13 protein-coding genes are annotated in these 14,536 nt (G+C 67.2%); 10 read left to right on the forward strand and 3 right to left on the reverse strand.

Translation table 11 applies throughout. The annotated features are described in order from the left end of the window. Positions 1–129 precede the first annotated feature (129 nt). The 4 genes from G3N58_RS20580 (at position 130) to G3N58_RS20595 (ending at position 3,973) form a co-directional block, all read left to right on the forward strand. On the forward strand, positions 130–1,020 hold the full coding sequence (locus G3N58_RS20580; protein ID WP_167040835.1) for a phosphoribosylaminoimidazolesuccinocarboxamide synthase: 891 nt from the start codon (positions 130–132) through the stop codon (positions 1,018–1,020). A gap of 57 nt (positions 1,021–1,077) precedes the next feature. Beyond that, complete coding sequence (gene purE, locus G3N58_RS20585; RefSeq protein WP_167040838.1) at positions 1,078–1,596, forward strand: 5-(carboxyamino)imidazole ribonucleotide mutase; 519 nt, start codon at positions 1,078–1,080, stop codon at positions 1,594–1,596. Positions 1,597–1,707: 111 nt separating this feature from the next. Continuing rightward, the gene (locus tag G3N58_RS20590; protein WP_205990072.1) at positions 1,708–2,904 is read left to right on the forward strand and encodes a 5-(carboxyamino)imidazole ribonucleotide synthase; all 1,197 of its coding nucleotides are present in this window, start codon (positions 1,708–1,710) and stop codon (positions 2,902–2,904) included. A gap of 10 nt (positions 2,905–2,914) precedes the next feature. After that, positions 2,915–3,973, forward strand: coding sequence for an L-threonylcarbamoyladenylate synthase (locus G3N58_RS20595; protein WP_167283970.1), 1,059 nt, complete (start codon positions 2,915–2,917; stop codon positions 3,971–3,973). Between the two features lie 67 nt (positions 3,974–4,040). On the opposite strand, the gene G3N58_RS20600 is transcribed toward G3N58_RS20595, so the two are convergent. The 3 genes from G3N58_RS20600 to dacB form a co-directional block, all read right to left on the reverse strand. After that, entirely contained in the window at positions 4,041–5,258 is a 1,218-nt protein-coding gene (locus tag G3N58_RS20600; protein WP_167283971.1) for an SGNH/GDSL hydrolase family protein, read from the reverse strand. A gap of 165 nt (positions 5,259–5,423) precedes the next feature. Next, positions 5,424–6,383, reverse strand: coding sequence for a sterol desaturase family protein (locus tag G3N58_RS20605; protein WP_205990071.1), 960 nt, complete (start codon positions 6,381–6,383; stop codon positions 5,424–5,426). Between the two features lie 194 nt (positions 6,384–6,577). Continuing rightward, the gene (gene dacB, locus G3N58_RS20610) at positions 6,578–8,218 is read right to left on the reverse strand and encodes a D-alanyl-D-alanine carboxypeptidase/D-alanyl-D-alanine-endopeptidase (protein ID WP_206000060.1); all 1,641 of its coding nucleotides are present in this window, start codon (positions 8,216–8,218) and stop codon (positions 6,578–6,580) included. Between the two features lie 367 nt (positions 8,219–8,585). On the opposite strand from dacB, the gene G3N58_RS20615 reads away from it, so the two are divergent. The 6 genes from G3N58_RS20615 (at position 8,586) to G3N58_RS20640 (ending at position 14,367) form a co-directional block, all read left to right on the forward strand. Further along, a complete protein-coding gene (locus G3N58_RS20615) occupies positions 8,586–9,248 on the forward strand; it encodes a response regulator (protein ID WP_167040856.1) in 663 nt (220 codons plus the stop codon). Positions 9,249–9,252: 4 nt separating this feature from the next. After that, positions 9,253–10,551: an ATP-binding protein gene (locus tag G3N58_RS20620; RefSeq protein ID WP_167283974.1), complete on the forward strand. Its 1,299-nt coding sequence runs from the start codon at positions 9,253–9,255 to the stop codon at positions 10,549–10,551. 156 nt (positions 10,552–10,707) lie between these two features. Then, positions 10,708–12,228 (forward strand): DegQ family serine endoprotease, encoded by a 1,521-nt coding sequence (locus tag G3N58_RS20625; RefSeq protein ID WP_206000070.1) that lies wholly within the window; start codon positions 10,708–10,710, stop codon positions 12,226–12,228. 265 nt (positions 12,229–12,493) lie between these two features. Then, positions 12,494–12,991 carry a carboxypeptidase-like regulatory domain-containing protein gene (locus G3N58_RS20630; RefSeq protein ID WP_167040862.1) on the forward strand — a complete coding sequence of 166 codons (498 nt, stop codon included), beginning with the start codon at positions 12,494–12,496 and terminating at the stop codon, positions 12,989–12,991. Between the two features lie 211 nt (positions 12,992–13,202). Beyond that, the gene (locus tag G3N58_RS20635; protein ID WP_205990068.1) at positions 13,203–13,583 is read left to right on the forward strand and encodes a DUF427 domain-containing protein; all 381 of its coding nucleotides are present in this window, start codon (positions 13,203–13,205) and stop codon (positions 13,581–13,583) included. Positions 13,584–13,617: 34 nt separating this feature from the next. Next, the gene (locus tag G3N58_RS20640; RefSeq protein WP_206000061.1) at positions 13,618–14,367 is read left to right on the forward strand and encodes an SRPBCC domain-containing protein; all 750 of its coding nucleotides are present in this window, start codon (positions 13,618–13,620) and stop codon (positions 14,365–14,367) included. Positions 14,368–14,536: the final 169 nt, after the last annotated feature.

A 14,536-nucleotide genomic window follows, 5' to 3' on the forward strand; every position in this document is an offset into this window, starting at 1 on the left:
GCTTTTCGCCCGGCCTGCTGGCCGTTTGGCCAGGTTGTCGTTAGATCGCCGTTCCCGCATCATCGGGGGAACGGCGTTTCCCTTTTGTTCCGGTCACACTTTTTGCCCCACTTTTAGCGAACCACGACGATGTCTACCCTCTACGAATCCACGCTCCGCTCGCTGCCGCTGCTCGGCCGCGGTAAAGTCCGCGACAACTATGCGGTGGGCAACGACCAGTTGCTGATCGTCACGACCGACCGTCTGTCGGCGTTCGACGTCATCATGGGCGAGCCGATTCCGAACAAGGGCCGCGTGCTCAACGCGATGGCGAACTTCTGGTTCGAGAAGCTCAAGCACGTGGTGCCGAATCACCTGACGGGCGTCGCGCCCGAGTCGGTGGTCGCGCCGGACGAAGTCGAGCAGGTGAAGGGCCGCGCGGTGGTCGTCAAGCGTCTGGAGCCGATCCTCGTCGAAGCGGTGGTGCGCGGCTATCTGGCCGGCAGCGGCTGGAAGGATTACCAGGCCACCGGCTCGGTGTGCGGCGTGCAACTGCCGCCGGGCCTGCAGAATGCGCAGAAGCTGCCCGAGCCGATCTTCACGCCGGCCGCCAAGGCCGAGATGGGCCACCACGACGAAAACATCACCTACGACGAGATGGAGCGCCGCATCGGCACCGAACTGTCGGCTACGATCCGCGACATCTCGATCCGCCTGTACAAGGAAGCCGCGGACTACGCCGCGACGCGCGGCATCATCATCGCGGACACGAAGTTCGAATTCGGTCTGGACAACCACGGCAAGCTGTATCTGATGGACGAGGCGCTGACCGCCGATTCGTCGCGCTTCTGGCCGGCGGACGAGTACCAGGTCGGCACCAACCCGCCGTCGTTCGACAAGCAGTTCGTGCGCGACTGGCTCGAAACCCAGCCGTGGAAGAAAGAGCCGCCGGCACCGAAGCTGCCGGACGACGTGGTCGCGAAAACGGGCGAGAAATACCAGGAAGCGCTCGAGCGCCTGACCGGGCACACGCTCGACTGATCGGATTGCGCGCGCCGCGTCAGGCGCGCATTGCCCGGAAACAAGGAAGCCGTAGAGATGAGTGAAGCACAAACCGCCCATACGCATGACGCGCCGGTCGTCGGCGTGCTGATGGGCTCCAGTTCCGACTGGGAAGTCATGAAGAACGCCGTCGCGATCCTGCAGGAATTCGGCGTGCCGTACGAAGCGAAGGTCGTGTCCGCGCATCGCATGCCTGACGAAATGTTTGCCTATGCCGAAAGCGCGCGCGGGCGCGGCATCCGCGCGATCATCGCGGGCGCGGGCGGCGCGGCGCATCTGCCGGGTATGCTGGCCGCCAAGACCACGGTGCCGGTGCTCGGCGTGCCGGTCGCGAGCAAGTATCTGAAGGGCGTCGATTCGCTGCATTCGATCGTGCAGATGCCCAAGGGCGTGCCGGTCGCGACGTTTGCGATCGGCGAGGCGGGAGCCGCGAACGCAGCGCTGTTCGCGGTGTCGCTCTTGTCCGGCACCAGCGCCGAATATGCGGACAAGCTCGCTGCATTCCGCGTGCGCCAGAACGAAGCGGCTCATGCGATGGTATTGCCGGCGCTGTAAGCGCGCCGGTTGTTTTTAAAGACCAGGACGTCTCCTGTCCGACCCCCGGCCGGGATGCCCGCCGCTCGCCGCATGAGCGCAAGGCGTATCCGGCCGCGACCGACCACCAAGATGAACCCAGACAACACACCGGTTTCACCGATTCTGCCCGGCGCATGGCTTGGCATGGTCGGTGGCGGCCAGCTCGGCCGCATGTTCTGCTTTGCCGCCCAGGCGATGGGCTATCGCGTCGCCGTGCTCGATCCGGACGAAACCAGTCCGGCCGGCGCAGTCGCCGATCGCCACCTGCGCGCGGCCTACGACGATGAAGTGGCGCTGACCGAACTCGCGCGGCTGTGCGCGGCGGTGTCGACCGAATTCGAGAACGTGCCGGCCGCGAGCCTCGATTTTCTCGCGAAGACCACCTTCGTGAGTCCGGCGGGGCGGTGCGTCGCCGTCGCGCAGGACCGGATCGCCGAGAAGCGCTTCATCGCGTCGTCGGGCGTGACGGTGGCGCCGCACGTCGTGATCGAATCGTCGGATGCGCTTGCCGCGCTCGACAACGCTCAGCTCGAAGCCGTGCTGCCCGGCATCCTGAAAACGGCGCGCCTGGGCTACGACGGCAAAGGCCAGGTCCGCGTGCGCAACGCCGAGGAAGTGCGCGAGGCACATGCATCGCTCGGCGGCGTGCCGTGCGTGCTCGAAAAGCGTCTGCCGCTGAAGTTCGAGGTATCGGCGCTGATCGCGCGCGCGGCGAGCGGGGCGTCGGTCGTTTATCCGCTCGCGCAGAACACGCATCGCGACGGCGTGCTGTCGCACACCATCGTGCCCGCGCCGGACGCCTCGCCCGCACTCGTGCAGCAGGCGCAACAGGCCGCGCTGCAGATCGCCGAGAAGCTCGGCTATGTCGGCGTGCTGTGCGTCGAGTTCTTCATTCTCGAAGACGGCTCGCTCGTCGCCAACGAAATGGCGCCGCGCCCGCACAACTCCGGCCACTACACGGTCGACGCCTGCGCGACGAGCCAGTTCGAGCAGCAGGTGCGCGCGATGACCGGCATGCCGCTCGGCGACACGCGTCAGCATTCGCCGGCGGTCATGCTGAACATCCTCGGCGACGTGTGGTTCCCGGATGGTCCGAAGCGCGCGGCGGTCACGCCGCCGTGGCAGGAAGTCGCCGCGATGCCGGCCGCGCGCCTGCATCTGTACGGCAAGGAAGAGGCGCGTTGCGGCCGCAAGATGGGGCACGTGAACTTTACGGCGCCGACGCTCGAAGAAGCCCGCACGGCGGCGCGCGATTGCGCGCGGCTGCTGCGCATCATCACGAACTGACGCGCGCGCCATGCCGGATCAACAGAAACCCGCCGAAGACTCCGCGAGCGCCGCCAATGCGTTGCCGGTCAGCGCCGCGCAGATCGGGCACGCGGCCGCGCTACTCGACGCGGGCGGTCTCGTCGCGTTCCCGACCGAGACCGTGTACGGCCTTGGCGGCGACGCCGAGAGCCCCGACGCGGTTGCGCGCATTTACGCGGCGAAGGGGCGGCCCGCCAATCATCCGGTCATCGTGCATCTGGCGCCGCAGGGCGATCCGAACTACTGGGTCGAGCATTTGCCGGGCGAGGCGCAGCGCCTGATCGACGCGTTCTGGCCGGGGCCGCTCACGCTGATCCTCAAGCGTGCCGCGCATATTCCCGCGGCGGTCAGCGGCGGGCAGGATTCGGTGGGGCTGCGCTGTCCGTCGCATCCGGTGGCGCAGGCTTTACTCGAGGCATTTAGCGCATTGCGCGGCGGGCATGGCGGAGTGGCCGCGCCGTCGGCGAACCGCTTCGGTCATGTGAGCCCGACCACCGCGCAGCATGTGCGCGACGAATTCGGCAGCGCGATTCATGTGCTCGACGGCGGCGCGTCGGATGTCGGGATCGAGTCGACGATTCTCGACCTGTCGCGCGGTTTTCCGGCGCTGCTGAGGCCGGGCCGCGTCACGCCGCAGGATATCGCCGACGTGCTTGGCGAAGCGCCGCGTCTGCCCGATGGCTCCGATGCGACGGCACCGCGCGCGTCCGGCACGCTGAAGGCGCATTACGCGCCGCGCACGCCGCTCGCGCTGCTGCCGTTCGGCGAGCTGGAGCCGCTGCTCGCGGTGCGCGAGACCGGCGAGCGCGTGGCCCTGGTCGCGCGGGCGTCGCGTGCCGGGCGTTGGGCCGACGCCGAAGGCGTGCATTTCGTCGCCGCGCCGGAAGACCCGCATGCTTACGCTCGCGAGCTGTATGGTCTGCTGCGGGCGCTCGATCGCGCGAACGTCACGCGGATTCTGATCGAGAAGCTGCCCGACACGATCGAATGGATCGCGGTCAACGACCGGCTCGGGCGCGCGGCGGCGGCTTTCGAGGCGCAGGGCTGAGCGTATCGTTCGCTACGCTCGACTTCATGGCGCGGCAAACACGCCAGCCCCGCGCCCGAATCCCCCTTTACTTCCCAAGCCCGCTCGCCGCGACCTGCTTCTCGACCTGCTGCGCAAACAGCAAATGCAGATGCGTGGTCGGGTGCACGAGGTCCGCGAACATATAGGTCTGGTCCGCGCCGGCCACCGTGTAGGTTTGCGGCGAGCAGAACAGCGACGACGCGAATGCGCTGCCGAACGCCGCGGCCGTCTGTCCCGGCAGGAGCACAGCGGGATTCTTCGTCGCGTAATTGGTTGCGTTGGTGGCCATCGACGTCAGGTTACACGCGGTACCCGTATTCGAAACCGTGAAGCCTAGCGACTGATAGTTCGCCATCGTCTGGTCCTGCCACGCGTAGGCGCTCACGTAGATGACCTGCTTGTTCGACGCAAGCTGCTGCTGCAGCACGCCGTTATAGGTCTGGACCAGCGCGCTGAAGAGCGCCTGGCCTTGCGCGCCGGCCTGGAGACCTTGCGGCGTCTGCGCGATATCGGGGATGTCCGACACCACCACATGCGTCGCGCCGGATGCGATCACCTTCTGCACCGTGCCGACGAACGTGGCCGCCGCGACGCCGATCGCCTGCAGCGCGTTTACCGTTGCCGCCTGCGAGGCCGTCGCGGCGGCCGTCTGCGCGTCGGCCGCGGTGCCGCCGCTTTCGAGCACCTGGGTTGCCGCCGCCGTGCCGGCATCCGAGACCGCTTGCGCCTGGATGAAGACGTCGTTCGCGCCGCCGTTCATCAGCACGAGCTGGTTCGCGTTGAAGCTGCCGTGCGCGCTCAGGTACTCGGTGACCTGGGCCGTGATCGGCACCGTCGTCGCGGCGAGGTTGTTCGGCGCGTAGCCTTCGCCCGGCTGCAGATCGACCCGCGAGCCGCCTTGTGCGTAGCCGAGGCCGCCGTTCGCGGTGAGCGGCTGGCCGAAGCCGCCGACGTAGGCGGCGCTCAGCGTGTCGCCGTAGTACTCGGCGACCTTCTGCGTCCAGACTTCGCCCGGGTTCGTCGTGAAGCGGCCGCCGCCCGTGCCGACGCTCGCCTGGACGGACGGGCCGTAGGTGCCGACGTCCGAGAGGCTGTCGCCGAACGAGACGATCTGCAGCTTGACGCCACCCGGCGGCGTGCTGCTCGCGTTGCTGTTGTCGTCGCCACCGCCGCCGCACGCCGCCAGGGCGGCGAATGCCGCGCTCGCCACGGCGATCTGCGTGACGCGGACCCATTGCTGTTTCTTCGAAGCTGCTTGGTTCATGTTGACGACATCTCCTCGTATGTGTGGCCCTTATGCCATGTGTTGCAGGCGGCGTCCGTCGCGTCGGCGGCGTGACGACAGCTTACAGAATCTTCTACGGTTTCCGGAACATGGCCGTATGAATTTGAATCGTGTTCGAGCCGGACCGATTGGCGCTTGCCCGATTTATCGTGTTCCCATCGTCTTGCCCGATTCCGTGCCCGGATGCGCGTGAGCGCGTGTCTGTGCATAGGCGTTCGGCGTGGCCGGCTCCGTAGGGCCGGCCGCCTGCCGCCGCACGTGATAGGCGGCGGCCCACGCGGGCGGCGCGAACAGTGCGCGCCACTTGTCGCGCCAGCCGCGCACGCTCGCGAAATCGGCGGCCATCGAAGCCCATTCGTGAAACGTCGCCTTCAGCGGGTTATGCGTGTGCAGCGGCTCGACGATGCCGTACTGCGGAGCCTCGTGCGGATCTTCGTCGACGTAGCTGCCGAACAGACGGTCCCAGATCACCAGCACGCCTGCGTAGTTGCGATCGATGTAGCGCGCGTTGCGCGCGTGATGCACACGGTGGATCGACGGCGTATTGAACACGTATTCGAGCCAGCCGAGCTTGCCGATCATCTGCGTATGCACGAAAAACTGGAAGCCGAGATTGATGAGCACGATCGCGACGATCTGCTTCGGCGGGAAGCCGAGGACCGCGAGCGGAATCCAGAACACCCACATGCCGGCGACCGGGTACATCAGGCTCTGGCGGAACGCGGTCGAAAAATTCATCCGCTCCGACGAGTGATGCACGACATGCGCGGCCCACAGCCAGCGCACGCGATGGCTGCAGCGGTGAAACACGTAATAGAGCAGGTCCTGCGCGACGAACAGGACGACGAACGACATCCAGCTCGCCGGCCAGGTATGAAGGCGGTCATGCTCGTAGAAAAACGCGTAGACAGGGATGATCGCGAGCCACGCGAGCTTGTCGGCGGCCTGTTGCATGATCGCGAGCGCGGCGTTGCACAGCGTGTCGCGCCAGCTGTAGAGCCGCTCGGCCGGGCGTGTACGGCTCGCGTGCCACGCCTCCCAGCCGATGCAGGCGAGAAAGACGGGCGCCATCGCGAGCAGCAGCAATTCGGCGTCGAATTGCATCGTGTCTCCGTTCCTGGTCCCTGACCGTCGTGCGGTGCGCGACGGGTGGTGTCGTTATCGTTGGTGTGGGCCGCGTGATCCTGAGGTGGATCACGCGGCCTGTGCGGCAGGCGCGCGCTGTCGCGCGCCGCATGCTGCCCGACAGCGTACACGGTTAGGGCGCTCGCCGCGTGCGGCGTCGCTAGAAGGAATACTCAGTGGCCGGCGCGCTTGCGCGGTTTTTTGCTGGGTGTTGCACGCGGTTCTTCGAGCGGCGCGGAGACTTTCGTGAAGCCTTGCGAGGGGCCGTCGTAGACCCATTCGAGCAGCGCGTCGTGCGCGGCGCGCGCGGCTTCCGAATGCGGATCGTTGATCAGGCTCACCACGATGTAGCTGTTGCCGTCGGCCGATGCCACGTAGCCGGCGATCGCGCGCACGTCGCGCAGCGTGCCGGTCTTGATGTGCGCGTTGCCGCCCGCGCCCTGGTTGGTCAGGCGGTTGCGCATCGTGCCGTCGACGCCGGCGATCGGCAGCGATTCGACGAACACCTGCGCGACCGGACTCGCGTTGGCGCGCTGCAGCAGATCGGCGAGCATGAGCGCGGTGACGTGCTCGTCGCGCGAGAGGCCCGAGCCGTTTTCGAGCGTCAGGTACTCCGTGTTCAGGCTGTCGCGGCGCAGGAAGTCCTCGACGGCGCGCACGGATTTCGCCGGGGTCGCGGGAGCGTGCTCCTCGATGGCGCCGATCGTCAGGAACAGGTTGCGCGCCATCGTGTTGTTGCTGAACTTGTTGATATCGCGAACGATGTCGGACAGCACCGGCCCTTCGTGCGTCGCGACGAGCTTCGCGCCGAGCGGCACCGCGCCTTCGCGCGTCGCGCCGTGGAAGGTGCCGCCGGTTTGCTGCCACAGCGCGAGGAAGCCGCCCGCGAAGAACGCCGAGTGATCGAGCACGGCAACGTTGACCGTGCGCGCGTCGCAGCGCATCGAGAGGTCGCCGGTGAACGACGCGACGAGCGTGCCGTCGGGCTGCGGCGTGACGCTCGGCGTTGGCGCTTCGCCGCGGCACGGGCCATTCGTCGCGTGCAGCTGGTTGTCGATGCGCAACTGCGCGAGCGCGGGAAGCACGTCGATCGCCACCGTGCCGTCCGCCGATGGCGTCAGTGTGAACGACAGCGACTTGAACGCGTAGAGCAGCGGATCGGGGCCGACGTTGTACGGCGCGGTGGTGTCGTCGTCGAACGGCGGCAGGTCGCGCGTCGACGGATCGAAGTAGCGCTTGTCGAGCACGAGCGCGCCGTCGATGCCGGTGATGCCCGCCTTGTGGATCTTCTGCACGAGATCGATCAGTTCCTCGGGCACGAGCTTCGGGTCGCCGGTGCCCTGGATGTACAGATTGCCGTGCAGCACGCCGCTCGCGTCGAGCGTGCCGTCCGAGTACGCGCTCGTGCGCCAGCGGTAGTCGGGGCCGAGAATCGACAGGCCGGAGTAAGTGGTGACGAGCTTCATCGTCGAGGCGGGCAGCATCGGCTTGCCGGCGTTCAGCGCGAGGATCGGCGTGCGGTCGCCGACTTTCTCGACGACTACGCTGATCGACGACAGCGGCACGTGCGCGCGATGCAGGCCGGCCATCACCTGCGGCGGCAGCACCGTGGTGACGTTCACGCCGGGATGCGTGGTCTTGACGCGCGCCTCGGCCGTGTGCGGCGGCAGCGCGGCCGCGCCGAGCGCGGCGACAAGAAGCCAGGCAGCCGGGCGCGCCACGAGGCGGCTCGGCATGAGCGTGGCGAAAGCGGGGGAGCGGTGCGGCCGCGACGCGACACGGCGTGCGACGGAAGACAGAAAGGCAGGCGTCATGAACGGGCGAGGAAGCAAACGAACGGGCAAAAACGGGCAAAATTTCAGGGCACGCGCACGGGTGGAGCACGGCTGCGGCGACCGGCCTGTCTGACGGTGTCGCGCCGCGTGTCCCGCCGGCCGTCGCATGACGGGCGGGCGGAGCAGCGCGGCCTTGCGGTCCGTGCAAACGCCGGAGCCGGTCGATACGTCCGGCCTGCGCGAGACGTCGCGCGAAACCGCTCGAAACCGTGCGGCCGCCGCGCGACGCAAAGCGCCCATTGTAGTGACATGCCATGCCGCTGCGGTGAAAAAAGCGCGGGGCGGCGCGCAGCCTGGAGGCGGGCGCTAGAATGCGGCATCATCAAACGTTTCGGAACGGACAATCATGCGCATCCTGCTTGTCGAAGATGACCGGATGATCGCCGAGGGCGTGCGCAAGGCGCTGCGCGGCGAAGGCTTTGCCGTCGATTGGGTCGAGGACGGCGAAGCGGCGCTGCATGCGGTAGCCAGCCAGCCTTACGATCTGGCGCTGCTCGACCTCGGCCTGCCCAAGCGCGATGGACTCGAAGTGCTGCGTACGCTGCGCACGCGCGGCCATGCGCTGCCGGTGCTGATCGTCACCGCGCGCGATGCGGTCGCCGACCGCGTCAAGGGCCTCGACGCCGGCGCCGACGATTACCTTGTCAAACCTTTCGATCTCGACGAACTCGGCGCACGCATGCGCGCGCTGATCCGCCGTCATTCCGGCCGCAGCGATTCGACGATTCGCCACGGCACGCTGACCCTCGATCCGGCCGCGCACCAGGTCACGCTCGACGGCGCGCCGGTCGCCTTGTCGGCGCGCGAATTCGCCCTGCTCGAGGCGTTGCTCGCGCGGCCGGGCGCGGTGCTGTCGAAAAGCCAGCTCGAAGAAAAGATGTACGGCTGGGGCGAGGAGATCGGCAGCAATACCGTCGAGGTCTACATCCACGCGTTGCGCAAGAAGCTCGGTGCCGAACTGATCCGCAACGTGCGCGGACTCGGCTACATGATCGCGAAGGAAGCCTGAGCCGATGCGCTCGATCCGCCGTCAACTGCTGATCTGGCTGATCGCGATCGTGCTGCTCGGCGTCGGCATCGCGGGATGGCTGATTTACCGCCAGGCGCTTGCCGAGGCGAACGAGCTGTTCGACTATCAGCTCGAGCAGATCGCCGCCGCGCTGCCGGCCGAGCCGTTTTCGCAGGTGCTCGGGCGCGATACCGGCGACGAGGGCATCGTGCTGCAGATCTGGAATCGCAACGGCATGCTGATGTACTACTCGCGTCCGCGTGCGCCGCTCGCGCCGCGCGCCGAACTCGGCTTTTCGACCGAGAGCACGGATCGCGGCGAATGGCGCGTGTATGGCGCGATCGTCGGCGACAACGTCGTGCAGCTCGCGCAGCCGCTGTCGGTGCGCAACCGGCTCGCCGCGAACGTGGCGCTGCGCACGCTGTGGCCGCTGATCGTGCTGCTGCCGCTGCTCGGGCTCGCGGTGTGGGTGATCGTCGGACGCGGGCTGAAGCCGTTGCGGCGCGTGACGAGCGCGCTCGACGCGCGTCATCCGGAAGCACTGGAGCCGTTGCCGGACCAGCGTCTGCCGCTCGAGGTGCAGCCGCTCGTGCGCGCGTTGAACGGGCTGCTCGAACGGCTGGCGACCGCGCTCGACATCCAGAAGGCGTTCGTCGCCGATGCCGCGCACGAATTACGCACGCCGCTTGCCGCCGTGCAGATTCAGTCGCAACTGGTGGCGCGCGCGCGGGACGAAACCGCGCGCGGCGAGGCGCTCGCCGATCTGCAGGCTGGCGTGACGCGTGCCACTCGCCTCGCCGAGCAGTTGCTCGCGCTTGCGCGTGCCGAGCCCGACGGCGTGGCGGTGGTCGAAGCGCTCGATCTGCGCGCACTGTTGCAGGACTGCGTCGCAACCTATGCGCCGCTGGCGATGAACCGCGGCGTCGATCTCGGCATCGAGGCGAGCGAGGCCGCCACCGTGACCGGCGAGGCCGAGGCGCTGCGTGTGATGTTCAACAATCTGCTCGACAACGCGACCAAGTACACGCCGCATGGCGGCCGGGTCGACGTGAGCCTGCGTGTCGAGGGGGGGCGGCCGGTCGTGCGGATCGCCGATAGCGGACCGGGCATCGCTCCCGCGGATCGCGAGCGCGTGTTCGACCGCTTCTATCGCGCGGGTGCCGGCGCGGACCGCGTGCGCACCGATGTGGCGGGCAGCGGCCTCGGTCTTGCGATCGTGCGCCGCATCGCCGTGCAACAGCATGCGCAAGTGTCGCTCGACGAAGCGCCGGCCGGCGGTTTGCAGGTCACCGTGCGCTTCTGACGAGCGCGTTTTTGCCACTGGAACGTGGCCGCCACGATGGCCTGACAAGCCCGGCCGATAAGGTTCCCGCGATCTGTCGCTGCTTAAGACTCTTTTAAGCGATCCCCCTTACGCTCCTCGACATCCAAAGTCACTTTCTCCAGCCAGGAGCTCATGATGAACGCGAAAACCTTGTCCCGCGGCGCCGTTGCGGTCGCTGTCGCCGCCGCGCTGTCAGCCGGTTATGTGGCGGGCCATCGCGATGTGCCCGCACCGCAGATCATCTCCCCCGCGCAGGCCGCTGCGATGATGCCCGCCGAAGCTGCCGCCAAGACCGGCATCCCCGATTTCTCCGGCCTCGTCGAAACCTACGGCCCGGCCGTCGTCAACATCAGCGCGAAGCACGTGGTCAAGCAGACCGCGATGCGCGGCAACAACGGTGGCAATTTCGGTGGCAACCAGTTGCCGATCGATCCGAACGATCCGTTCTATCAGTTCTACAAGCGTTTCTTCGGCGGGATGCCGGGCATGCAAGGCGGCGATGGCGGTGACGCACCCGACCAGCCGAGCGCGAGCCTCGGCTCCGGCTTCATCATCAGCAATGACGGCTACATCCTGACCAATGCGCACGTGGTCGACGGCGCGAATGTCGTTACCGTGAAGCTCACCGACAAGCGCGAGTTCAAGGCGAAGGTGGTCGGCGCCGACAAGCAGTCCGACGTCGCCGTGCTGAAGATCGACGCGAGCAACCTGCCGACCGTGAAGATCGGCGATCCGCGTCAGAGCAAGGTCGGTCAGTGGGTGGTCGCGATCGGCTCGCCGTACGGTTTCGACAACACCGTGACCTCGGGCATCATCAGCGCGAAGTCGCGCTCGCTGCCGAACGAGAACTACACGCCGTTCATCCAGACCGACGTGCCGGTGAACCCGGGCAATTCGGGTGGCCCGCTCTTTAACCTGCAGGGCGAAGTGATCGGCATCAACTCGATGATCTATTCGCAGACCGGCGGCTTCCAGGGCCTGTCGTTTGCGATTCCGATCAACGAGGCGATCAAGGTCAAGGACGATCTCGTGAAGACCGGCCATGTGAGCCGCGGTCGTCTCGGTGTCGCGGTGCAGGGCATGAACCAGACGCTCGCTAATTCGTTCGGCATGCAGAAGCCGCAAGGCGCGCTCGTCAGCTCGGTCGATCCGGGCGGTCCGGCGGCCAAGGCCGGTTTGCAGCCGGGCGACGTGATCCTCTCGGTGAACGGCGACGACGTCAACGACTCGTCGGATCTGCCGGCACAGATCGCGGGCATTGCCCCGGGCACTTCGGCAACCCTGAAGGTGTGGCGCGACAAATCCACCAAGGACGTGAAGGTGACGATCGGTTCGTTCTCGGATGCGAAGCTTGCGTCCGCGGGCAAGGGCGATCAGCAGACCCAGCTGCAAGGTCGCCTCGGCGTGGCGGTACGCGCGCTGACGCCGGAAGAAAAGAGCAGCGCGTCGGTGTCGCATGGTCTGCTCGTGCAGCAGGCGGGTGGGGCGGCCGCGAGCGCGGGCATCCAGCCGGGCGACGTGATTCTCGCCGTCAACGGCCGGCCCGTCACGAACGTCGATCAGCTCAAGCAGATGATTTCGGGCGCGGGCAACAGCATCGCGCTGCTGATCCAGCGCGACAACGCGCAGATCTTCGTGCCCGTCGATCTCGGCTGATCGTCGAGCCGGGCGGTTCGATCATGTCCCGCCCGATCCGTGCCGAGCTTTGGTAGCGATTGCCGGTTCTTTGCATTTGCTGCAACGAACCGGCATTTTTTTCGCCCGTCCCTTTGGCGAACCGCACGCGCTTGTATCGCGCGCCAACGCTCGAAGGGCGACGTTTTTCCGTCGACGCAACCGGACGGTTGGCACGCAGGTTGCATGATCCTTGATCGGGTCCACCGAGGGACACCGGACAAGGGCTTTAACAAGGAGCGAACCGATGAAAACCCAACGCAATCAGCGAAGGATCGTAGCCGCTGCACTCTGCGCGGCGCTCACGCTCGGACTGGCTGGCGGAGCGTACGCGCAGCAGGCAGGCGGCGTGACCGGCGGCTCGACCACCGACAACACGAGCGCCGGCAACGTCAACGGTGGCGGCATGCCGCAAACCCAGCAGCAGGGCAACGTGTCGTACGTGTCGGGCGGTGTCGGTCTCGACGAGTCGCGGGCGCTGCAACGGGCGCAAAGCCAGTGGCCGCTGGCGCTGCGCTTTACCGGCCCGAACGGCGAATTTCTCGCCGACGTCCACGTTCGCATCGTCGATGCGCATGGCGGCGAGGTCCTGAGTGCGACGTCGCGCGGCCCGTTCATGCTGGTCAGGCTGCACCCCGGCCGCTATACCGTGCACGCGAAGTACAGCGGCAGCGAGCAGACACGCGCGGTGACGGTCCAGGCGCGGGGCAACGTCAAGGCGGCGTTCGTCTGGAGCGTGAAGTGAACGCGAAGTAAGCGGTCCGCTCGGCGCCGCGGCCTGCGGGTTGGCGCGACCGGATGCGCGGTGCCGGTTCCTTGCGGCAGGGGACGGCCGCGCAAGCGACTGGAGTTTGGCCGATAATGAAGCCACGGGCACGTCCCGTGGCTTTGTCGTTCATGCGGCAGCGCCTTGCAGCATTCCGCCCAACCGGCCCACACCATCACGGAGCATGGACATGAGCGATGCGTCGACATCTGCGGGAAATTCCGGCGGCCACACCATCGTGATTCGCGACAACCCCCACCGGGTGCGCGTGATTCACGGTGGCGTGACGATGGCCGATACGCAGGCCGCGTTGACGCTCTGCGAAACCGGCTTGCCGGACGTGTTCTATTTCCCGCGCGCGCATGTGAACATGGCGCGGCTCGAACGCTCGACGCATACGTCGCACTGTCCGTTCAAGGGCGACGCGTCGTACTTCCATCTGCGCACCGAAAACGGCCTGGTCGAAAACGCGGTATGGAGCTACGAGGAGCCGTTCGAACAGGCGAAGCGAATCAAGGGGTATCTGGCGTTTTACGCATCGCGCGTCGACCGTATCGATCAGACGTCATGATCCGGCGGGCGCGTGTTTATCGGGGGAGGTGGTCATGGAACTGAACGATGCGTTACGGATTCCGCTTGCGCCGGCCGATGTTTGGGACGCGCTGCAGGACCTCGCGCTGTTGCGTGCCAGCCTCGACAACTGCGAGTCGTTCACGCGCCTCGCTCACGGCGAGTACGCGCTGACCATGACGGTGCCGCTCGGCCCGTTGCGCGCGCATTACGAAGTGCGTGCTCACGTTGCCGGCCAGGATTCCGGCCCGGCGGAGGCACAACGCCGCACCATCAACTTCAAGGCGCGTGCCCAGGGCATCGGCGCCTTGCGCGGCCAGATCGAAGTGCGTTTGCGGGCGGACGAGAGTGCGCATGGCAGCGGCCGGGAGCGCGGCACACGGATCGACTACACGATCTGGGCGACGTCGTCGGGTCCTCTCGCCGAGCTGCCTGCGCGTCAGCTCGAAAACGCGCTGCATCAGCTAGCCGACGATTTTTTCACCGAATTCGATGCCGTCGTGCGCGCCAAGCACGGCAAGGGGCCGAACCGCGCGCGCGGCGCGGCGGCGCGCCGGCAGCACGTGTTTCTGCGCCCGATCGCGCTGGGCGGCATCGCGCGGCGCACGCGCGTCGATCACGGCAGTGCGCTGACCGGCCGCGCGGCGAGCGCATCGCATAGCTGGCCGCATGGCGGCGCGCAGCACGAGCCCGGACAGCACGCCGTGCCGAACTGGGCGTGGGCCGGGATGATTTTCTTCGTCGCGCTGCTGCTGTACCTCGTGCGCTGGATCAGCGAGCACTGATACCTCGGGCCGTGCCCGGGGGCTCAATGTACGGATGGCTCCCGCGCGGGTGCTGCGACGAAACCCCGGCGTGGCGCCAGGTGTCGATCGTGGGCCGATAATGCGGGCTTCGTCGCCCCGCGTCGAGCCAACCACGTCGCAGCGCGCGGCGCCCACTTCTGTTTCCGGA

This window comes from Paraburkholderia sp. Ac-20342, assembly GCF_017104985.1.
Taxonomy (GTDB): Bacteria; Pseudomonadota; Gammaproteobacteria; order Burkholderiales; family Burkholderiaceae; genus Paraburkholderia.